The organism is Micromonospora sp. NPDC003241 (genome assembly GCF_053589795.1).
Genome location: NZ_JBSFSO010000033.1, coordinates 33,376 through 53,113, shown reverse-complemented (window position 1 = coordinate 53,113; position 19,738 = coordinate 33,376). Strand labels below are relative to the sequence as shown.

The 19,738-nt window shown below is 73.0% G+C and carries 20 protein-coding genes; 15 read left to right on the top strand and 5 right to left on the bottom strand.

The features are described 5' to 3' along the window. Window positions 1–77: 77 nt before the first annotated feature. On the bottom strand, window positions 78–170 hold the full coding sequence (locus ACWDVW_RS23200) for a hypothetical protein (RefSeq protein ID WP_396741450.1): 93 nt from the start codon (window positions 168–170) through the stop codon (window positions 78–80). On the opposite strand from ACWDVW_RS23200, the gene ACWDVW_RS23195 reads away from it, so the two are divergent. The 15 genes from ACWDVW_RS23195 to ACWDVW_RS23125 all read left to right on the top strand — a co-directional run bounded on the left by ACWDVW_RS23195 (window position 152) and on the right by ACWDVW_RS23125 (window position 14,934). After that, entirely contained in the window at window positions 152–685 is a 534-nt protein-coding gene (locus ACWDVW_RS23195; protein ID WP_449952385.1) for a MaoC family dehydratase, read from the top strand. The two genes, ACWDVW_RS23200 and ACWDVW_RS23195, sit on opposite strands and share 19 nt — an antisense overlap. Then, the gene (locus ACWDVW_RS23190; RefSeq protein WP_449952382.1) at window positions 682–1,722 is read left to right on the top strand and encodes an LLM class flavin-dependent oxidoreductase; all 1,041 of its coding nucleotides are present in this window, start codon (window positions 682–684) and stop codon (window positions 1,720–1,722) included. The genes ACWDVW_RS23195 and ACWDVW_RS23190 overlap by 4 nt, the downstream gene beginning before the upstream one ends. Next, window positions 1,719–2,999 (top strand): CaiB/BaiF CoA transferase family protein, encoded by a 1,281-nt coding sequence (locus ACWDVW_RS23185; protein WP_449952379.1) that lies wholly within the window; start codon window positions 1,719–1,721, stop codon window positions 2,997–2,999. The genes ACWDVW_RS23190 and ACWDVW_RS23185 overlap by 4 nt, the downstream gene beginning before the upstream one ends. Further along, window positions 2,996–4,354, top strand: coding sequence for an MmgE/PrpD family protein (locus ACWDVW_RS23180; protein WP_449952377.1), 1,359 nt, complete (start codon window positions 2,996–2,998; stop codon window positions 4,352–4,354). Before ACWDVW_RS23185 ends, ACWDVW_RS23180 begins: the two co-directional genes overlap by 4 nt. A 14-nt stretch (window positions 4,355–4,368) precedes the next feature. After that, complete coding sequence (locus ACWDVW_RS23175; protein WP_449952375.1) at window positions 4,369–5,625, top strand: RidA family protein; 1,257 nt, start codon at window positions 4,369–4,371, stop codon at window positions 5,623–5,625. After that, window positions 5,622–6,125 (top strand): FAS1-like dehydratase domain-containing protein, encoded by a 504-nt coding sequence (locus ACWDVW_RS23170; RefSeq protein WP_449952372.1) that lies wholly within the window; start codon window positions 5,622–5,624, stop codon window positions 6,123–6,125. The genes ACWDVW_RS23175 and ACWDVW_RS23170 overlap by 4 nt, the downstream gene beginning before the upstream one ends. Then, window positions 6,122–6,577: a MaoC/PaaZ C-terminal domain-containing protein gene (locus tag ACWDVW_RS23165; protein WP_449952369.1), complete on the top strand. Its 456-nt coding sequence runs from the start codon at window positions 6,122–6,124 to the stop codon at window positions 6,575–6,577. Before ACWDVW_RS23170 ends, ACWDVW_RS23165 begins: the two co-directional genes overlap by 4 nt. Continuing rightward, entirely contained in the window at window positions 6,574–7,731 is a 1,158-nt protein-coding gene (locus ACWDVW_RS23160) for an acetyl-CoA acetyltransferase (protein ID WP_449952367.1), read from the top strand. Before ACWDVW_RS23165 ends, ACWDVW_RS23160 begins: the two co-directional genes overlap by 4 nt. Further along, window positions 7,731–8,147: a Zn-ribbon domain-containing OB-fold protein gene (locus ACWDVW_RS23155; RefSeq protein ID WP_449952364.1), complete on the top strand. Its 417-nt coding sequence runs from the start codon at window positions 7,731–7,733 to the stop codon at window positions 8,145–8,147. Before ACWDVW_RS23160 ends, ACWDVW_RS23155 begins: the two co-directional genes overlap by 1 nt. A 52-nt stretch (window positions 8,148–8,199) precedes the next feature. Next, window positions 8,200–9,357 (top strand): acyl-CoA dehydrogenase family protein, encoded by a 1,158-nt coding sequence (locus tag ACWDVW_RS23150; RefSeq protein ID WP_449952361.1) that lies wholly within the window; start codon window positions 8,200–8,202, stop codon window positions 9,355–9,357. Then, window positions 9,357–10,217, top strand: coding sequence for an HpcH/HpaI aldolase/citrate lyase family protein (locus ACWDVW_RS23145; protein ID WP_449952358.1), 861 nt, complete (start codon window positions 9,357–9,359; stop codon window positions 10,215–10,217). Before ACWDVW_RS23150 ends, ACWDVW_RS23145 begins: the two co-directional genes overlap by 1 nt. Further along, on the top strand, window positions 10,214–10,822 hold the full coding sequence (locus ACWDVW_RS23140; RefSeq protein WP_449952355.1) for a hypothetical protein: 609 nt from the start codon (window positions 10,214–10,216) through the stop codon (window positions 10,820–10,822). The genes ACWDVW_RS23145 and ACWDVW_RS23140 overlap by 4 nt, the downstream gene beginning before the upstream one ends. A 3-nt stretch (window positions 10,823–10,825) precedes the next feature. Next, on the top strand, window positions 10,826–11,590 hold the full coding sequence (locus ACWDVW_RS23135; protein ID WP_449952352.1) for a thioesterase family protein: 765 nt from the start codon (window positions 10,826–10,828) through the stop codon (window positions 11,588–11,590). A 3-nt stretch (window positions 11,591–11,593) separates the two neighbouring features. Further along, complete coding sequence (locus tag ACWDVW_RS23130; protein ID WP_449952349.1) at window positions 11,594–12,763, top strand: acyl-CoA dehydrogenase family protein; 1,170 nt, start codon at window positions 11,594–11,596, stop codon at window positions 12,761–12,763. Between the two features lie 152 nt (window positions 12,764–12,915). Next, window positions 12,916–14,934, top strand: coding sequence for a sigma-70 family RNA polymerase sigma factor (locus tag ACWDVW_RS23125; RefSeq protein WP_449952346.1), 2,019 nt, complete (start codon window positions 12,916–12,918; stop codon window positions 14,932–14,934). A 96-nt stretch (window positions 14,935–15,030) separates the two neighbouring features. On the opposite strand, the gene ACWDVW_RS23120 is transcribed toward ACWDVW_RS23125, so the two are convergent. From ACWDVW_RS23120 to ACWDVW_RS23105, 4 genes are all read right to left on the bottom strand, one after another. Next, the gene (locus ACWDVW_RS23120) at window positions 15,031–15,429 is read right to left on the bottom strand and encodes a carboxypeptidase-like regulatory domain-containing protein (protein WP_449952344.1); all 399 of its coding nucleotides are present in this window, start codon (window positions 15,427–15,429) and stop codon (window positions 15,031–15,033) included. A 132-nt stretch (window positions 15,430–15,561) separates the two neighbouring features. Continuing rightward, window positions 15,562–16,599 (bottom strand): trypsin-like serine peptidase, encoded by a 1,038-nt coding sequence (locus ACWDVW_RS23115; RefSeq protein ID WP_449952341.1) that lies wholly within the window; start codon window positions 16,597–16,599, stop codon window positions 15,562–15,564. Window positions 16,600–16,774: 175 nt separating this feature from the next. Continuing rightward, window positions 16,775–18,046: a cation:proton antiporter domain-containing protein gene (locus ACWDVW_RS23110; RefSeq protein ID WP_449952338.1), complete on the bottom strand. Its 1,272-nt coding sequence runs from the start codon at window positions 18,044–18,046 to the stop codon at window positions 16,775–16,777. 79 nt (window positions 18,047–18,125) lie between these two features. Beyond that, complete coding sequence (locus ACWDVW_RS23105; protein ID WP_449952335.1) at window positions 18,126–19,406, bottom strand: MFS transporter; 1,281 nt, start codon at window positions 19,404–19,406, stop codon at window positions 18,126–18,128. Window positions 19,407–19,738 lie beyond the last annotated feature (332 nt).

Sequence of the window (19,738 nt, the reverse complement as noted above, 5' to 3'; positions counted from 1 at the left end):
TCTGAGTTTTCATCAAGGCGTCCTGCCGAACGGCGGCAGGGCGCCTTTTGTTTTCCTGTATCAGCAGTCCAGATCGCTTACGGAGCCTTGACACGAAAAAAGTCAGACAAATAAACTAGCCGCAGTTCAGGGCTGTCGAAAGGATCGACCGATGACGGTGCGCCAAGGATGGACCGGACGTTTCTTCGAGGACTTCCAGGTCGGTGACGTCTACCAGCACCCGCTCGGGCGCACCGTCACCGAGACCGACAACACCTGGTTCACCCTGCTGACGATGAACACCAGTCAGATGCACTTCAACGCGGAGTACGCGGCCCGGTCCGAGTTCGGCAGACCGCTCGTCGTCTCGACCCTGACCCTGGCCATCGCGGTCGGGCAGAGCGTCACCGACCTCACCCAGAACGCCTTCGCCAACCTCGGCTGGGACGACATCAGCCTGCCGCACCCGGTGTTCGCCGGAGACACGCTCTACAGCGAGTCACTGGTGCTGGAGAAGCGTGAGTCGGGCTCCCGGCCGCACGCCGGCATCGTCACGGTCCGCACCCGCACGCTCAACCAGGACGGCAAGCAGGTCTGCGCCTTCAAGCGCACCTTCTACGTCTACAAGCGAGGCGCCGAACAGGTCGAGGGGATCTTCCCGGTCGCCGCCACGCCACTGTCCCTTCCGGACGGGGCGAGCGCATGACACTTCGCCTGACGTACCAGCCGTGGGGCGAGACGCTCGCCGAGGTGGCCGACGCCGGCCGCCGGGCCGAGCGGGCCGGGGCCGAGGTGCTCTGGGTCTCCGAGCTGCACCGCAGCGCCACCGGCACGGCCGCGGCGCTGGCCGCCGCCACCGAGACCGCCCGGATCGGTACCTCCATCGTGCTCGCCTTCACCCGCAGTCCGATGATCACCGCTCTGGAGGCGCTGGACCTGGACGAACTCTCCGGTGGACGGTTCGTGCTGGGCCTCGGCTCCGGCGTCAAGCGGCTCAACGAGGACTGGCACCACGTGGTGTTCGGCAAGCCCGTGCCGCACATGCGGGAGACCGTCCGCAACATCCGGCACTTCTGGCGGCACTGCACCAGCGGCGAGCCGATGCTGCTCGACGGCGAGTACGAGCCGATGCGCATCCGGGGCTACGAGCGGCCCTTCGCGGTGCCGGCCGAGGCGATCCCGGTGTACCTGGCCGCGATGGGGCCGCTGATGACCCGCCTGGCCGGTGAGATCGGTGACGGGTGGATCAGCCACGAACTCTGCTCGCCCCGCTACCTCGCCGAGCAGATCCTGCCCGACCTGACCGTCGGCATCGACCGCGCCGACGGCCGGACCCGGGCCGACCTCGACGTCGTCGTCTCGGCGTGCTGCTCGATCGCCGACGACCGGCAGGTGGCCCGTCGCCGCGCCGCCGGCCTGGTCGGCTTCTACGCCACCGTCCGCACCTATGCCGACTTCTTCGCCTTCCACGACCTCGCCGACGACCAGCAGCAGGTCGTCGACGCGTTCCGTGCCGGAGCCGGTGCCGACTACCTGGCCGACGCCGTCAGTGACCGGATGGTCGACGGGCTCACCCTGACCGGGACCCGCGCCGACGTCGCCGACCGGATCGCCGCGTACGACGGGATCGCCGACTCGGTCAAGCTGAGCCCGCCCACCCACGGGCTGCCGGCCGCCGACACCCGAGCCGCCCAGGACGAGATCATCGCCCTGATCGCCGAGTTGACCGGAGCCGCCACATGAGACCCTTGGCCGACATCCGCATCATCGCGATCGAGCAGTACGGCGCCGGCCCGTTCGGCACCGTGCACCTCGCCGACCTCGGTGCCGAGGTCATCAAGATCGAGGATCCGCGCGCCGGTGGCGACGTGGGCCGGTACGTCCCGCCGTACGCGCAGGACGAGGACTCGCTCTTCTTCGAGACGTTCAACCGCAACAAGCGCAGTCTCTCGCTCGACCTGAGCACCGACGCCGGCCGGGAGGTGTTCGAGAAGCTGGTCGCCGTCTCCGACGTGGTCTACTCCAACCTGCGCGGCGACGTGCCGGCGAAGATGCGCATCCGCTACGACGACCTCAAGCACCTCAACCCCCGGATCGTCTGCGTCTCGCTGACCGGCTTCGGGATGACCGGGCCGCGCCACGCCGAGCCCGGCTACGACTACATCCTCCAGGGCCTGGCCGGCTGGATGGAGCTGACCGGCGAACCCGACGGCCCGCCGACCAAGTCCGGGCTGTCGCTCGTCGACTTCTCCGGCGGGTTCGTCGCGGCCATCTCGCTGCTCGCCGGGGTGCACGCGGCCCGCCGCGACGGCGTCGGCATGGACTGCGACGTGAGCCTCTACGACACCGCGATCTCGCTGCTCACCTACCCGGCCACCTGGCACCTCAACGCCGGGTTCGCGCCGGTACGCACCCACCACTCGGCCCACCCGTCCCTGGTGCCGTTCCAGGTGTTCCAGGCCAAGGACGGCTGGATGGTGGTCGGCTGCGCCAAGGAGAAGTTCTGGGCCCGCCTGGCCCGGCTGGTCGGCCACCCGGAGTGGGCCGCCGACGGGTCGCCGTACGCGAACTTCGGTGCCCGGCGGGAGAACCGCGAGGAGTTGCTCTCCGCGCTGGCGGACATCTTCCGGCAACGGACCGTCGACGAGTGGCTGCCCGAGCTGTACGCCGCCGCGATCCCGTGCGGACCGATCAACGACGTGGGCGCCGCGTTGACCGAGGAGCACACCGCCGCCCGCGACCTGATCGTCACCACCGACCATCCCCGCTTCGGCACCGTGCAGCAGCTCGCCAGCCCGGTCCGGGTCGGTGACGAACCGCCCGCGTACCGGCGGGCGCCGCTGCGCAACGAGGACTTCGCCACGGTCACCGGCGACCTGCTCGGACTCGACCCGCAGGCGGTCGCCGTCCTCGCCGAGGCGGGCGCGTTCGGCCCGGCCGGGGACGGCGGCGTGACCGACGACGGTGAGGCGGCCCGTCCGCGTACCGCCGATCCCGGCACGGAGGCGGCCAGCCGATGATCGCGTCCGACCTGGCGGACTGGGCGACCGGCACCGTCGAGCTGCCGGAGCCGGTGCGGCACGCTGCGCTGCGGCACCTGCTCGACGGCCTGGGCACCGCCCTGGCCGGTCGGCGCGCGGGCGTGGTCGATCCGGTGCTGGTGGTCGCCCGCGACCTCGGCGGCCCGGCGGAGGCCACCCCGCTCGGCGGCCGTGCCCGGATCGGTGCCCCGGCCGCCGCGCTGGCCAGCGGCGCCCTGGTGCACGCGCTGGACTTCGACGACACGCACGCCGCCGGTCTGGTGCACGCCACCGCCGTGGTGCTGCCCGCCGCGTTCGCCGTCGGCGAGCAGGTGGGCGCCACCGGGCGACAGGTGCTCACCGCCGCCGTGGTCGGCTACGAGACGGTGTGCCGGGTGGCCGCCGCCGCCCCGCACGGCTTCCACGCCCGTGGTCTGCACGCCACCATGGTCGCCGGGGTCTTCTCGTCCGCGCTGGTCACCGCGCGGCTGCTCGGGCTCGACGCGGCCCGGGCCACCGACGCCCTCGGCATCGCCGGCAGCCAGGCCGGTGGCCTGCTCGCCTTCCTGCACACCGGCGCGTCGACCAAGCAACTGCACCCCGGCTTCGCCTCGCACGCCGGGGTGCTCGCCGCCCGGCTCGCCGCCGCCGGTGCCTCCGGCCCGGCGAACGTCCTCGACGGCCCGCACGGCGTCTTCGACGCCCTGGCCACCGGTCCGGTCGCGCCCGCGTCCATCGTGGACGGACTCGGCACCCGGTGGGAGACCACCCGGATCGGCATCAAGCCCTATCCGGCCTGCCAGCTCTCCCACGCCGCGATCGACGCCGCCCGGGACGCCCGCCGGCAACCCGGATTCCCCGCCGACCCGGCCGCCGTCACCCGAGTCGACGTCGACGTGCACCCCGACTCGGCACCCACCGTCTGTGGGCCCGGCCGGGACCTGGCCCGCCCGGCCACCCCGTACGCGGCGAAGTTCTCGCTGCCGTGGAGCGTCGCCGCGATGCTGCTCGACGGCGATCTGACCACCGCCAGCTACCAGCCCGAGTCGATCGCCCGCGCCGACGTGGCGGCCCTCGCCGACCGGGTGCGCTGGCGGATCGCCGACACCGGTGGGCATGCCGCCGACGCCCCCGGCACCGTCGTGCTCACCCTCGCCGACGGCACGACCGTACGCGGCACGGTGCCGCGCAGCGGTGGTGGACCCGACGCCCCGCTGAGCGACGACGAGGTGACCGCCAAGTTCCTGGGCAACGCCGGTGACGTCGGTACGCCCGTCGTCGACCTGGTGCGCCGCCTCGACGACCTCGACAGCCTCGACCCGATCGTGGCGGCTCTGGCCGCCGCCGGCGACTGACCCGGGAGACCCACGTGCCGCTGTCCGCGATCCGCCCCGCCCACTTCCCCTGGTTCCCGTACGACGGGTTCACCTTCTGCCTCGGCCTGGCCGACGGCGACGCGGCCTGGACGTCGGGCCACACCGCCGCCGCGCTCGACCCCGCGCTGGGCCGGATGACCGTCGGCGGTGACATGGCCAGCCAGGCCCGCACCGCGTACCGGAAGGTGCTGGCCATCCTGGAGGCCGCCGGGCACGGTCCGGCCGACGTCACCCGCGTCACCGAGAACATCACCGTCGCCGGCCTCGACGAGTACGCCGTCGCGGCGGCCGTGCGCGCCGAGGTCTTCGGCGACCACCAGCCGGTGGTCCGCACCGTGGTGGTGGAGCGGCTGGTACGCCGGGCCGCGCTGATCGAGGTGGAGCTGCACGCGGTGGCCGGTGGCGGGCAGACGCTCGCCGCCAGCGAACCCCGCGCCGACGGGACCTGGGTGCCGTCACCGGTGCGCGACGGCCACGACGGCGCGGTCTATCTGCCGACCATGCTGCCGCTGGACGCCGCCGGTGAGGTGGTGTACCCCGGCGACTTCGTCGGCCAGTACGCGTACTGCCTGGACCGGGCGCAGGACCTGCTGACCGCCGTCGGGTTGTCCCTGGACGCCGCCGTCACCACCTACGACTACTCCACCCCGGCGACCCGCGACGTCTATCGCAGGACCCACCGGGTCCGCCGCGAACGTCTGGGCGGCGCCGGTGTCTACCCGGGGGCCGGCGGCATCCTGATGAGTCGGCTGCACCACCCCGACGTGCTGGTGGCCATCGACGTCACCGCGTCGCGGCACCCGCTCGAACTGGTCAACCCGGGCTGGTCGCGCTACGACTCGCTGACCTACGCGCCCGGGGTACGCGCCGGCCGGACGCTGTACATGTCCGGCTTCGCCGCCCTGGACATGCAGACCCAGCAGGCGCTGCACCCCGACGACATCGGCGCGCAGGCCGAGGTGACCTACGGCGCGATCCGGCACCTGCTGGCGCACGCCGGGCTGGGCCCGCAGGACCTGGTGGAGACCACCGAGTACTGCGTGGCGTCGGCGATCGGCGACTACCGGGCCGTCGCCGGGGTACGCGAGCGGCTGCTCGGCCCGCCCTGGCCGGCGTCGACCGGGGCGATCTGCGCCGCGCTGCTGCGCCCGGAGTTCCTGCTGGAGGTCTTCCCGACCGCCGTCTACCCCGAGCCCGCCGAGCCCGCCGTATCCACCGAGCCCACCGAGCCCGCCGGGGGGAGCCGATGAGCCTGTTGACCGACGAGGTGCGGGCGCTGCTGGGCAGCCGCCGGGTCTACACCGCGCCGGAGCCGCTCGGCGCCGCCGCCTGCCGCTACTTCGCCCAGGCGATCGGCGACGACAACCCGATCTATCGCGACGGCGAGTTCGCCCGCGCGCACGGGCTGCCCGGGGTGACCGCGCCACCGACGCTGATCTGCGAGACGGGCCAGTACACCGGGCTGCCGATGGACCGGGACGGCTACGCCGGTCACTCCTGGCACCTGGACGTGCCGGGCACCCGGCAGGTCCGCGGCGGCAACGCGTACACCTTCCACCGGCGGGTCCGGCCGTCCGACGTGATCACCGCGACGTGGGAGATCCACGACCTGACCGAGAAGCGCACCCGCGACGGCAAGGACATGTTGATCGTCGGTTCCCGGGCCACCTACACCGACCAGGACGGCGACCTGCTCGCCGTGAACGAGGAGACGATCATCCTGGTCGCGATGGACGGTGAGGCCGGATGAGCCCCCGGGTCGGCGACACCCTGCCGGAGCTGTGCCGCACCATCGACCTGGTCGACATGGTGGCCTACGCCGGTGCCACCTGGGACTGGTACCGCCTGCACTACGACCCGGAGTTCGTGGCCGCCGCCCAGGTGCCCGGCCCGGTGGTCGACGGGCAGGTCTTCGGGGCTCTCTTCGTGGAGCTGATCCAGGACACCTTCGGCCCGGCCTGCTTCGTGCACCAGCTCTCCTTCACCTTCCGCAACCTGATGTTCGCCGGGGAGACGGTGCGGTGCACCGGCACCGTGGTCGGGGTCGCGGACGACCGGATCGAGGTCGAGTTGGCCGCCACCATCCTCGCCAGCGACTACGGCCCCGAGCGCCCGGCGGCCCGACCGGCGCGGGCGACCGTGCTGCTCGGCACCGCCGACGGGCCGGGCGCGCCGGCCGGGCCACCGGAGGGTGCGAGGTGACCGGGCGCGACCGCGCCACGGTGGCCGTCGTCGGCGTCGCCGAGTCCGACCTGGGCGTCACCACCGCCAGCACCCTGACGTTGCAGACCCAGGCGGTCACCCGGGCCCTCGCCGACGCCGGGCTGACACTCGCGGACGTCGACGGGCTCGCCACCACCGGCATCTCCCGCTTCTCCACCACCTCGCTGGCCGAGCACCTCGGCGTGCGGCCCCGCTGGGTCGACGCCAGCTTCGTCGGCGGCAGTGCCGCGGAGATGATGGTGGCCCGCGCGGTGCAGGCGATCGACGCCGGCCAGGCCGACGTCGTGGTGGTCAGCTTCGCGTCCAACCAGCGCTCGGCGCGCTCCCGCAGCCTCGCCGGGGTGGTCGAGCAGCACACCCCGGAAGCGCAGTTCGAGACGCCGTACGCACCGCTGTACCCGATCTCGTACTACGCGATGGCGGCGCAGGCGTACCTGCACCGGTACGGCGGCACCCCGGACCAACTCGCCGAGATCGCCGTCGCCGCGCGCGAGTGGGCCCGGCTCAATCCGGCCGCGTACCGCCACGACGCGCCCCCGCTGACCGTCGACGAGGTCCGCGCCGCGCCGATGGTCTCCACCCCGTTGACCGTCGCGGACTGCTGCCTGGTCACCGACGGCGGCGGTGCGATCGTGCTGACCAGTGCCGACCGGGCCCGCGACCTGCGGCACACCCCGGTGGCGGTGCTCGGCTACGGCGAACGCTCGTCCACCGCGTCGATGACCGGCGCCGACGACATCCTGGACACCGGAGCACGGGAGGCCGCCGCCGAGGCGTACGCGCGCGCCGGGATCACCCCGGCCGACGTGGACGTGGTGCAGGTGTACGACTCGTTCACCATCACCGCCGCGCTGAGCGTGGAGGCGCTCGGCTTCTGCGGCGAGGGCGAGGTGCTCGACTTCATCGCCGACGGCCGCATCCGGCCGGGCGGCGCCCTGCCGCTGGACACCTCCGGCGGCGGCCTGTCCTACTGCCACCCCGGCCAGTTCGGGGTGCTGCTGCTGGTCGAGGCGGTACGCCAGGTGCGCGGCGAGGCCGGTGCCCGGCAGGTGCCGGGTGCCCGGATCGCGGTGGCGCACGGCACCGGCGCGATCCTGTCCACCCACGCCACCGTCGTACTGGGGGTGCGCTGATGAACCCGCCACCCGAGGTGCCGCCCGCCGACGACCTCACCGAGGGCTGGTGGCAGGCGACCCGTGACCACCGGCTGGTGGTGCAGGAGTGCACCGGCTGCGGGCACCGCCAGCTTCCGCCCCGCGCGGTCTGCACCCGCTGCGGCGCGACCGCCGGTCTGGGGTTCACCGAGGCCGGTGGTGACGGGCAGGTCGACACGTACACGCATGTGCACCGCCCGCCCCGGCGGGACCTGGCCGCTCCGTACACCGTGGCCCGGGTCCGGCTCGCCGAGGGCCCGCTGCTGCTCACCCGGCTCGTCACCGACGGCCCCGACGACCTCGACGGCTGGCGGATCGGTGACCGGGTCCGGGTCGACTGGGTCGACCTGCCCGACGGCCGTGCCCTGCCGATCTTCCGCCGCGCACCCCGCTGACGTTCACCCTGCTGACGTTCCCCCCGCTGACGTTCACCCCCAGGAGGCACCGATGGACTTCACCCTCACCGAGGAGCAACGCGAGTTCCAGCAGTTGCTGCGGTCCTTCGTGAACCGGGAGATCATCCCGGTGGCGCGGGAGTGGGAACAGACCGGCCGCTACCCGACGGAGATCGTGCGGGGGATGGCGGACATGGGGCTGTTCGGCGTCACCGTTCCCGAGTCGTACGGCGGCCTCGACCTCGACCCGGTGTCGTTCGCCCTGGTCTTCGAGGAGATCTCGCGCGGCTGGATGGGCATCGCCGGCATCCTCGGCAGCCACTCGCTGGCCTGCCGCATGATCGCCATGCACGGCACCGAGGAGCAGAAGCAGACGTACCTGCCGGGGCTGGCCACCGGCGAGCGCCGCACGGGCATCGGGCTGACCGAACCGGACGCCGGCACCGACCTCCAGGGCATCCGCACCACCGCCCGCCGCGACGGCGACCACTACGTGGTCAACGGCACCAAGATGTGGATCACCAACGCCCGGTACGCCGACCCGCTGCCGGTGCTGGTGAAGACCGACCCGACGGCCGTCCCCGCGCACCGGGGCATGAGCGTCCTCCTGGTCGACGCCGACCTTCCCGGCTTCACCGTCACCCGGGACATCCCGAAGCTCGGCTACAAGGGCACCGAGTCCTGCGAGGTGCTGCTCGACGACGTACGGGTGCCCGCCGACCGGCTGCTCGGCGGCATCGAGGGCACCGGACTCAAGCAGGCGCTCTCCGCCCTGGAGTGGGGCCGGGTCAACATCGCCGCCCGCTCGGTCGGCATCGCCCAGCGCGCCCACGAGGAGGCGCTCGGCTACGCCGGTCAGCGCAAGGCGTTCGGCACGCACATCGCCGACTTCCAGGCCGTCCAGATCAAGCTCGCCACCATCGCCACCCAGGTGCAGGCGGCCCGGCTGATGGCGTACTGGTCGGCCGACGCGGTCCGTCGGGGACGCGCCGACGCACAGACCGGCATGGCGAAGATCTTCTGCTCGGAGGTGGCCCTGGAGGCCGCGATCGAGGCGATGAAGATCCACGGCGGGTACGGCTACTCCACCGAGTTCGAGGTCGAGCGGCTCTACCGCGACGCGATCCTGATGAGCATCGGCGAGGGCACCAACGACATCCTGCGTACCGTCGTCGCCAAGGCCCTGGTGCGGGGCGAGGTGACGATCTGATGGGTGTGCCCTTCCCACCCCGCTCCTACCTGTACGTGCCCGGCAACGCCGCCGACAAGCTGGCCAAGGCGCCGGAACGGGGTGCCGACGCGCTCATCGTCGACCTGGAGGACGCGGTGCCGCTGGCCGGCAAGGCCGCCGCCCGCGACGCCGTGGTGACCTGGCTCGCCGGCCGCCCGACCCACCTGCCGATCTGGGTACGGGTCAACTCCGGCCCCCTCGCCGAGACGGACCTGCGGGCGCTGGCCGGAGCGCCGGCCCTGACCGGAGTGGTGCTGGCCAAGGTGGACACCTCCACCGACGTGGCCGCCGCCGCCGAGCTGCTCGCCGCCGCCGGTGACCACGACACCCTGCTGATGCCGATGGTGGAGACCGCCACCGCGCTGCTCGACGTACCCGCCGTCGCCCGGCAGGCGCGGGTCTACCAGCTCCAGATCGGCGAGGTCGACCTCGCGGGCGAACTCGGTCTCTCTCCCGGTGCCGACGACGCCGAACTGGCCCCGATCCGCAGCCAGGTGGTGGTGGCCAGCGCCGCCGCCGGCCTGCATCCGCCGGTCGGGCCGGTGTCCACGATCACCGCCGATCCGGTGGCGCTGGCGGACTCGACGCGTCGGCTGCGCCGGCAGGGCTTCGCCGGTCGCGCCTGCATCCACCCCCGCCAGCTACCGGTGGTGCACGAGGTGTTCACCCCGACGATGGCGGAGGTCCAGGCGGCCCGCGCCGTCATCGCCCTGCTCGACCGGACCACCGCCGCCGGCAGCGGAGTGGTCCTCGACGAGTCGGGTCGACTCGTCGACGCGGCCGTGCTGCGCTCGGCCCACCGTACGCTGGCCCTGGCCGAGCCGGCGGGTGTCGAGTGAGCGGCACCGGCCCGGACGGGCCCGCCGTCGGTCGTGGCCGGGCGCCCCGGCCCGAGCAGGTCGACCTGACCGCCGCCCGTCACCCGTGGCGGGAGGTGCCGATGCCCGGCGCGAACCTCGGCTTCCACCTCACCCGACTCGCCTCCCGGTCGGGTGCCTTCGTGGTGCACGGCCACTTCCCGGCCGGTTTCGCCCGCAGCGTGGCGGGCGGCTATCTGGTCGACGAGGAGTTCGTCGTGCTCGACGGCGAGCTGCTGCTCGGCGACGCCACCTACCGCCGGGGCGACCTGACCTTCGTACCGGCCGGCGCGGTCCGGACCCGGATGAGCGCCCCGGGTGGCGCCACCGTGCTCGCCTGGTTCGGCGGGCCGGCGGAGTTCCACCCCGCCGACCGCCTGCCGGCCCCTGCCCTGCCGCTGGCCGACACCGTCCACCTCGGACCGGACACGCCGTTGCCGGACCTGCCGGGCGCGCGCTGGCGGCGTGGCCCGTCGGTGCCGCCCGACGCCACCGGCGACGTGCTGGCCGCCGACCTGTCCGGCTGGCGGCGGCTCGGCACCGGCGCGGCACCGGGACCGCAGGACTTCGTCCGGCTGGAGAGGTAGCGCATGGGCTCGCCGGTCTTCGCCCAACGATGGCTCGGGATGCAGGGCATCTTCGGCGGGTTCGTGCTCGGCCGGATCGTGGACGCCGCCGACAGCGTTGACGGTTTCGCCCCGCAGGCCGTCACCCTGCACTTCGTGGCGGGGGTACGCCCCGGACCGGTGCAAATGACCACCGAGACGCTGCACCGGGGACGGGCCACCGCCAGCCTGCGGATCACGCTCAGCCAGCAGGACCGCGCCCGGGTGCACGCGATGGCCTCGCTGGTGCCGGTCGGTCAGCGGTTCCGTTGGCGTCGACGGGAGGACCCGGCGGCCTGGGGCGACCCGGAGACGCTGCCCGCGTACGTGCCCCGGCACCGGCCGTTGGCCTACAGCGCCCAGCTCGACGTCCGCACCGGCAGGCCGGCGAGCCTGGCCGACGGCACCTCCGCCTGGGTACGGATCGCACCCGAGGCCGAGTTGGGCGAGGCACTCGGACCGCACGCCGTCGCCTCCATCTATCTCGACGCGCTGCCGCCCGGCCTGTTCACCCTCGCCCCGCCGCCGCACTTCGTGCCGTCGGTGGACTTCACCATCCACTTCGCACCCGACGTCGGTGACGTCGCGGGAGGCTGGCACCACGTGGTCAACCGGACGGTCTGGTCGACGGAGGACTTCTGCGTGGACGAGGCGACGCTGCACGACCGGTCCGGATACCCGATCGCCCAACTGCGCCAGGGCCGGGCGATCCAGTGGCACGACCCCACCCGTACGCCCGGGGACGGGTGACCGGTGGGTGACAACGGCGTCCTCGCCGCCCTCGACCTGGACCGGACGTTCCTCGCCGAGGAGCACCGGTCCCTGCGCGAGTTGATCCGGCTGGTGGTGGCCCGGGACGTGGTACCCGCCGCACCCGAGTGGGAGCGGCAGCGGCGGGTACCACCCGGGGCGTTCACCCGCCTCGGTGACCTCGGGCTGCTCGGCCTCTCCTTCCCGACCCGCCTCGGCGGCGGGGAGGCGGGCGTCCGGGGCGCGGTGGTGTTCCACGAGGAACTGGGCCGGTCCACCTTCGGCGGGGTGGCCAGCTCGGTCGGCACGCACACCGACTTCTCCGCGCTGCACCTGGCCCGGGCCGGCAGCGCCGCGCAGGTCGAGCGGTGGCTGCCGGCGATCCTCGCCGGGCGGACCGTCGCCGCGCTGGCGGTGACCGAACCCGAGGCGAGTTCCGACCTCACCCGGCTCGCTCTGCGGGCCCGCCGCGACGGCGACACGTACGTCCTGGACGGCACCAAGACCTTCATCACCAACGCCAACATCGCCGGCCTCTTCTTCGTGGTGGCCCGCACCGGCGACGCGGGACGGCACGGGTTGTCGTTGTTCGCCGTCGAGCGGGGCGCACCCGGCCTGGCCAACGGGCGCACCTTCGACAAGTCCGGCTGGCACTGCGCCGACACCGGCGAGCTCGTCCTCACCGACTGCCGGGTTCCGGCGGCGCACCGGATCGGCCCGGAAGGGGCGGGCTTCGCGTTGCTGATGCGTGGCCTCGACCACGAGCGGCTCTGCCTGGCGGCACAGGCGGTCGGGTTGGCCGAGGCGGCGTTGGACGCCACCGTCGGCTGGGCGCGCAGCCGGCCCGCGTACGGCGGGGTGCTCTGGGACAAGCAGGCGGTCCGGCACCGGGTCGCGGACCTGGTGGGGCGGCTTGCCGCCGGCAAGACGCTGCTCTACCACGCCGCCGCGCAGCTCGACCGGGGCGCCGACGGCCGGGTGTACGCGGCGCTGCTCAAGGCGCAGTTGCCGGAGCTGGCCAACGAGATCGCCTACGCGGCGGTGCAGTTCCACGGCGGGGCCGGGTTCGTCCGGGAGGGTTCGGTGGAGCGGATCAGCCGGGACGCCCGGTTCCTCGCCATCGGTGGTGGCGCCACCGAGGTCATGCGCGACGAGGTCGCCCGCCTCATCTGAGTCCGCGACGTCCCGGCCATGGCCGTGGCGACGATGTTCGCGGAAACTGTTATCTCGTCCCGGCCCTGCCGTCTCCTGTGGGGAGGCATCGGCCGGATGTCTCGTCCGCCCGGAGTGCGGTGGCGGTGCGATCACGTGGAGGAGTGGCGGGTATGCGGGTCGGAGACCGGGGTGGCGCGGACGCGAGTCTGGTGATCGCCGCCCGCGCCGGCGAACCACAGGCGCTCGACGCCCTGCTCGCGGCCTCCCTGCCGCTGGTCTACAACGTGGTCGGCCGGGCGTTGCGCGGGCACGCCGACGTCGACGACGTGGTCCAGGAGACGCTGCTACGCGTCGTGCGGTACCTGACCGAGTTGCGGGACCCGACCGCCTACCGGTCGTGGCTGATCGCCATCGCGGTCCGCCAGGTCCGTGATCGCGAACAACGGCGCCGTACCGCGCAGGAGCACACCTCGGACCTCGACGTCGCGTACGGCGTGCCGGATCCGGCGGCGGACTTCGCCGGCCTGACGATCCTCCGGCTCGGCCTGACCGACCAACGGCGGGAGGTCGCCGAGGCGACCCGCTGGCTGGACCCCGACGACCAGACCCTGCTGGCGCTCTGGTGGCTGGAGTCGACCGGAGACCTGGACCGCACCGAGCTGGCCGCCGCCCTCGGCCTCACCCCGGCCCACGCGGCGGTGCGGGTACAGCGGATGAAGGAGCAGTTGGAGGCGGCCCGGAGCGTGGTCCACGCGCTGCGGACCGCCGACTGCGCCGGGATGCGGGAGCTGACCCGGGGCTGGGACGGCACGCCCCACCCGCTGTGGCGTAAGCGCCTGGCCCGCCACGTCCGCGAGTGCGGCCGGTGCGGCGGCTCCGGCGGCCAACTGTTCCCGATCGACCGGCTGCTCGCCGGGCTCCCGCTGCTGCCCGTCCCGCCCGGCGTCGCCGAGAGCGTGCTGACCCACCTGCCGCTGTCGCCGACCCTCACCCCGAACGTCGCGCCGGTCACCCCACGGGCCGGCGCGGTGAGCCCCCACGCCCCGACCCCGGACCCGACGGTCGAGGCGTTCGGGCGCACCGCCGTCGTGCAGACCGGCGGCGGTGCGCCCGGGGGTGTGCACGCGGCCCGCCCACGCGGGCTGGCGGGCCTCCTGCCGGCCGGGTCGGCCAAGGTCGCCGGGCCGGTCGCCGCCGCCGTCGCGGTGGTCGTCCTCGCGGTCGGTGCCATCGCAGTCGCGCAGCGGACCAGTCCGACGCCGGCACCGGCGGCACCACCGCCACCGGTGGCGGCACCGGCGTTCGAGGCGTCTTCGCCGCCGGCCTCCCCGGACGCGCCCGGTACGCCGTCCGCGACACCCACCACCCCGGCCGCCGGCACGTCGCCGTCGGCGAGCCCGTCGTCCCGGCCGACCCCCACGGCGGTACGCCCGGCCGCGCCACCGCCCGCCGCCACCTCGACGAAGAAGGGCGTCGGCGTCTGGACCTTCGACGGCGTCGACGGGGCGCTGGCCGACTCCGGGGCGAGTTGGTACTACACCTGGAACGTCGCGCACCCGGGCGTGACCACCCCGCGCGGCAGCGAGTTCGTGCCGATGATCTGGGGCGCCGACAGCGTGACCGCCGCCAACCTGCGGCAGGCCCGGCAGAACGGGAAGTACCTGCTCGGGTTCAACGAGCCGGACCTGAACGGCCAGGCGAACATGAGCGTGGAGCGGGCGCTGGACCTGTGGCCGCAGTTGGAGGCGACCGGCCTGCCGCTGGGCAGCCCGGCGGTGGCCTGGGGCGGGGACCGGCCGGGGGAGTGGCTCGACCGCTTCATGGCCGGTGTCAGGGAACGCGGCCTGCGGGTCGACTTCATCGCCCTGCACTGGTACGGCGGTGACTTCCGCGCCGCCAACGCGGTGAGCCAGCTCCGCTCCTACCTCCAGGCGGTGCACGACCGGTACGGGCTGCCGATCTGGCTCACCGAGTTCGCGCTGATCGACTTCTCGAACGGGGTCCGCTTCCCGACCCAGGCGCAGCAGGCGGCGTTCCTCACCGAGGCGACCCGGATGCTGCGCGGGCTGCCCTGGCTGCACCGGTACGCCTGGTTCGGGCTGCCTGCCAGCGACAAGGACCAGACCGGCCTGTTCCGTCCCGGCGGCCAGGCCACCGAGGTCGGGCGCGCCTTCCGGGCCGCCCGCTGACCGTGTTCCGGCCGGGGGCGGTGGTGCCCAGGCGCCTGCCCCGTGCCGGGGCGGCGGTGGCCAGGTGCTGCCCCGTGCCGGGGCGGCGGCGGCCGGTCAGCGCAGGACGATGTCGAGCGTGGTGACCGCGCCGGCCGTGACGGTGGCGGTCTGCGGTTCACTCGTCCGCTCGCCGGTGTCCACGACGATTTCGTACCGGCCGGGCGGGAGGCGCCACTCGTACCGCCCGGTGTCGCCGGTGAGGACGCCGATCTCGGGGATCGCCGGTGCCGGGTCGTCGAGCGACTCGACCAGCACGGCGGCGCCCTGCACCGGATCACCGGTGGCGGTGGCGGCGGTGCCGGTCACGATGCCGGTGGTGTCACTCCGGGGTGAAGGTGGTGACGGCCCGTCGTCCGAAACCGACCGGTCGCCGTGCCACACCAGCAGGCCGGCCCCGATCAGCAACGGCGCGGCCACCAGCAGGGCGAGCGCCCCGAGGCGCCCCCTGGTCATGCCGGAACCCCGCTTCGCTCGCGCATAACTGCTCCCTCGCTCGTGGTGACGGACAGTTACTGGGACGTGCCGGAGTGGCCGGCGGTTCCGTGGGGTGGGGGCAGTTGACCCCCACCCCACGTCCGATTCCGGTCAGCCGTTTCGCCAGGTGATCAGGTTGTTGAAGACCGACTCGGTGATCCGGGTGCCGTGATTGTTGGTCGAGTGCGGTGCGGAGCCGTGCACGCCGTACGCGTGGATGGCCATCACGCACTCACCGGTGCAGAACGAGCTGCCGGCCGCCCGGGTCTGGTAGACCGGGCTGCCGCTCTGGCAGCCGAAGGTGTCGTTCTGGTAGAAGAGCTGCTGGTCCTGGGTGACCTGGATGGTCTGCCCGGCGTGCCGCCACTGCTGCCCGAAGGTCTTGTCGCACGGGTAACCGCTGACCGTGCTGGCGGTGCCGGTCAGCGTGGCGCCCTGCCACCAGAAACCGAACCAGCCGGTGGTGTTGCCGGCGGAGCAGTTGAGCCGGATCGCGCCGTAGTCGTTGGTCTCGTTGCCGCTCTGGGTCCAGCCGGTGACCGAGAGGAGCTGGGTCGCGGTGCAGGTGCCGTACGGCGTCGAGGCCCCGTTGCGGCCGGGGATGATCTGGAAGTCGCCGCGCGGGTAGAAGCCGTTGCCGCCGCCGCCGTTGGCACCGCCGCCCGGGTGGACGCAGTGCCCGGCGGTGGCCACGATGCTGGGCCCGTACAGCCAGCCGGTGCAACCCCAGGTCGAGCCGCCGGTGGTCCGGACGATCTGCACGATCGCGCGGGACGGGAAGACCGTGGTCGGGTCGACGCGGACCCGGTTGTCGGTGCCGATCACGCTGAACACGCCGGCCGAGGTTCCGCCCGACTTCAGTGCCTGGCCACCGGCGTCGAACCTGAGCCCGCCGGGCTGGACGGCCCCGCTGCCGGCGGCACCGGCGCTGCCGGCGCCCCGGGAGCCGTCGATGCCCCGCTGCACGCTGCTGGGCAGGGTGGCCAGGGTGGGTACGGAACCGGAGTCGGCGACCGCGCCGTGCGACCGGGCGGTGGTGGTCGGCGCCGCGGTGGCCGGCGCGGCGGCGACCACCGACGCCAGCACGGCGGCCAGGCCGACGGCGAGCATGATCCGCAGTCGGGCGGTGATGGACGGTGTGCGGGTCACGTGGGCCCTCCTCATCGAACGGTGACGCTGTCGATGGGGAAGCTATATCGGCCCGGATGATCCAGACTCGTCTCTGTCTGTCCGTCGACACCGCTACGTTCAGTTTCGGACAGATGGCACACCGTGTCGGCGTGTCGGGCGACGCGCCGACACGGTGTGTCGTCGAGGTCGGGCGCTACCGGGCGGGGGTGCCCGCCGGTTCCAGGTCCGGCGCGTGCGGCGGCGCGGTGTCCCGGCCGGTGGGCATCGGGTAGAGCAGTTGCAGCAGCGGCCCGGCCATCGCGGTCGTCACCAGCGCCATCACCACCATCGACGAGTAGAGCTGGCCGTCGAGCATGCCGAGTTCCAGACCGACGGCGAGGATGATCAGCTCGGTCAGGCCGCGCGTGTTCATCAGGACGGCGAGTGCGCTCGCCGGTCGCGGTGCCACCCCACCGAGACGGGCGGCGGCGAAGGCGCCGACGAACTTGCCGCCCACCGCGACCGCGAGGATCAGCCCCAGCTCGATCGCGTCACTGACGTCCATGGTGGACAGGTTGACCTTCAGCCCGGCGACCACGAAGAAGATCGGCAGCAGCAACATGCTGTTCAGGTGCGTGATGCGCTCGCTGACCTGGGCGGTGACGCCCTGCTCGGGCAGGACGGAGCGGGGCATCACCACGCCGAACAGGAACGCGCCGAAGATGAAGTGCAGCCCGATCCAGTCGGTGAACGCCGCCGACAGCAGCAGCCCGACCAGCGTGATCACCAGCGCCGCCGGGCGGGGCGGGCCACCCTCGGTGCGCTCGGCCAGCAGCCGACGCAGCAGTGGCCGGACGACCAGGAACATCGCCAGCACGTACGGCACGAACAGCAGCACCCAGATGGATCCGGCGCCGGCCCCCGCGACCGCGACCACGACGGCGAGCAGCGTCCAGGCGAGCACGTCGTCGATGGCGGCACAGGCCAGTGCCACGCTGCCCAGCCAGGTACGGCTCAGGCCCCGGTCGATGAGGATGCGGGCCAGCACCGGGAACGCGGTCACCGACATGGCCGCACCCATGAACAGCACGAAGCCGAGCTTGCTGTCGGTGGGGTGCCGGGGGAACAGATAGAGGGCCAGCAGCGCGCCGAGGCCGAACGGCAGGGCGATCGAGCCGGCGGCGACCGTGCCGGCCACCATCCGGCGTCCCCGCAGCAGGCCGGCGTTCAGCTCGGCCCCGACGGTGAACATGAACAGCACGACGCCGATCGTCGCCAGAGCGGTCAGGAACGGGCGGATGTCGGTCGGGAAGAGGGTGTCGGAGATGAGGCCGTTGAACAGCGTCGGACCGAGCAGGATGCCCACCACGACCTCGCCGATGACGGGAGGTTGCCGCAGTCGCCGGGCCACCGCGCCCGCCCCGAAGGCGAGCAGCGAGATCAGTGCCAACGCGAGGAGGAGTGTCGGGACCTGATGCGAAGACATGGGCGTGTCTCCTGGTGAGAGCGGAGAGTTGTCGGCCGTCGAACGACGGCGGTCCGGCCGGTGGGGTGGTGGGCGGTGCCTAGCGGTCCGACGTCGGCGTGGTGACCGGCTTGGCGGTGGCCGCCAGCACGTCGCCGGGCGGCACGTCGGTGAGCTGCTCGCCGCCGGGCTGCTCGCCGGAGTCGCTGGGCTGCTCGGGGCGGGTCACCAGATAGACGGCGGAGACGGTGACGGCGGCGGCCACGATGCCCAGCAGCAGCCGGTAGTCGAGCAGGGCGATGAGCGCCGCGCCGACGGCGATCGACAGGGTCTGCGGGACGGTCACCGCGAACTCGAAGGCCGCCGACGCGCGGCCGAGCAGGTGCTCCGGCGTACGGCGTTGCAGGGCGGTGGTGGCGCCGACGACGAGCCACGGGACGCAGAGGCCGAGCAGGGCCATCGCGGCGATCACCAGTGGCGTCATCTGGATCATCAGCAGCATGCTGGAGACGGCGACCATCGACAGACCGATGATCACCGTCATGCTCTCGCTGGTCCGGCGCAGGACCGCGCCGGCGGAGACCCCACCGATGATGGTCCCGACCGCCTGCGCCGCACCGAGTACGCCGAGGAACGTCGGCTCGCGGTCCAGCCCGGCGGTGACCACGGCCAGCCCGATCGCCTCGAAGAAGCCGAGCACGAGCATGGCCAGTCCACAGGAGATGACGAGCTGGCGCAGCGTCACGGTGCGGCCGATGAAACGCAGGCCGGCGGTGAGCTCGGTGCGCCAGGGCTCGCCGGACGGCACCGGCTTGGTCTCTTCCACCTTGATCGCCAGCAGGGCTCCGGCGGCCAGGACGAACAGCGCCGCGTCGATGAGGATGACCGCCTCCGGGCCGAGCCAGGCGAACAGGCCCGCGCCGACCACCGGCGCGAAGACCCGGATCAGGCCACGGACCGACTGGATCAGCCCGTTGGCGTCGCCCAGCAGGTCCTTGGAGACCAGAGACGGCAGCAGGGCGAGCTGTGCCGGACCGGTCACGCTGCCCAGCGCGCCGTAGGCGAACATCACCACGTAGACGAGCCAGACGTGGTGGGCGCCGCCGACCAGGAGCAGCAGCAGGACGACCGCGGCGAGGGCGAGGTTCGCGCCGATGAGCAGCGGGCGTCGGCGTACCCGGTCGGAGAGCAGCCCGGCGGCGGGCAGGAGAAGGCTGCCGGCGGCGAAGGAGAACATCACCAGGGCGGCGGCCGAGGTGCTTCCACTTATCGTCTTGACCCAGATCGTCATGGCCAGGAACAGCGCGAAGTCACCGAGGTTGGACGCCGTGTCCGCCAATACGTAAAGCCGCATCCGTCGCGTGGCAAGAATCCGTGACATGTCCTTCTCCTTGATAAAGGGCGCCAACGCGGGTGCGGCCAAAAGGCTGCCTCCAAGGGTCACACAAAAGACCAGCGCAAGGGGCGGATCGGTTTCCACTTGGCACAGTTCTGCCAGCGTGCCGCCGGCTGCCCCGTGGGCGGGCGCGCTCCGGAACTAGGCAAAAACGGCCCGAAGATGACGAGGCCACCGGGGTATCTGACCCAGTCCTCGATGACATGTCCGATTGGTTCCGCCCGGCTGTGGCCGTTGACACCCCGATCCGGTCACTCCTAGCGTGCTGCCTCGTAACCCGGCGGGATCCGATCCAATTGCCGGACACGGACAGTAAT

Coding starts and splice junctions, on each gene's coding strand:
- ACWDVW_RS23155 (WP_449952364.1), top strand. CDS start 7,731: ATGAACCCGCCACCCGAGGTGCCGCCCGCCGACGACCTCACCGAGGGC.
- ACWDVW_RS23110 (WP_449952338.1), bottom strand. CDS start 18,046: ATGTCTTCGCATCAGGTCCCGACACTCCTCCTCGCGTTGGCACTGATC.
- ACWDVW_RS23170 (WP_449952372.1), top strand. CDS start 5,622: ATGAGCCTGTTGACCGACGAGGTGCGGGCGCTGCTGGGCAGCCGCCGG.
- ACWDVW_RS23190 (WP_449952382.1), top strand. CDS start 682: ATGACACTTCGCCTGACGTACCAGCCGTGGGGCGAGACGCTCGCCGAG.
- ACWDVW_RS23125 (WP_449952346.1), top strand. CDS start 12,916: ATGCGGGTCGGAGACCGGGGTGGCGCGGACGCGAGTCTGGTGATCGCC.
- ACWDVW_RS23195 (WP_449952385.1), top strand. CDS start 152: ATGACGGTGCGCCAAGGATGGACCGGACGTTTCTTCGAGGACTTCCAG.
- ACWDVW_RS23185 (WP_449952379.1), top strand. CDS start 1,719: ATGAGACCCTTGGCCGACATCCGCATCATCGCGATCGAGCAGTACGGC.
- ACWDVW_RS23135 (WP_449952352.1), top strand. CDS start 10,826: ATGGGCTCGCCGGTCTTCGCCCAACGATGGCTCGGGATGCAGGGCATC.
- ACWDVW_RS23150 (WP_449952361.1), top strand. CDS start 8,200: ATGGACTTCACCCTCACCGAGGAGCAACGCGAGTTCCAGCAGTTGCTG.
- ACWDVW_RS23145 (WP_449952358.1), top strand. CDS start 9,357: ATGGGTGTGCCCTTCCCACCCCGCTCCTACCTGTACGTGCCCGGCAAC.
- ACWDVW_RS23105 (WP_449952335.1), bottom strand. CDS start 19,406: ATGTCACGGATTCTTGCCACGCGACGGATGCGGCTTTACGTATTGGCG.
- ACWDVW_RS23165 (WP_449952369.1), top strand. CDS start 6,122: ATGAGCCCCCGGGTCGGCGACACCCTGCCGGAGCTGTGCCGCACCATC.
- ACWDVW_RS23180 (WP_449952377.1), top strand. CDS start 2,996: ATGATCGCGTCCGACCTGGCGGACTGGGCGACCGGCACCGTCGAGCTG.
- ACWDVW_RS23120 (WP_449952344.1), bottom strand. CDS start 15,429: ATGACCAGGGGGCGCCTCGGGGCGCTCGCCCTGCTGGTGGCCGCGCCG.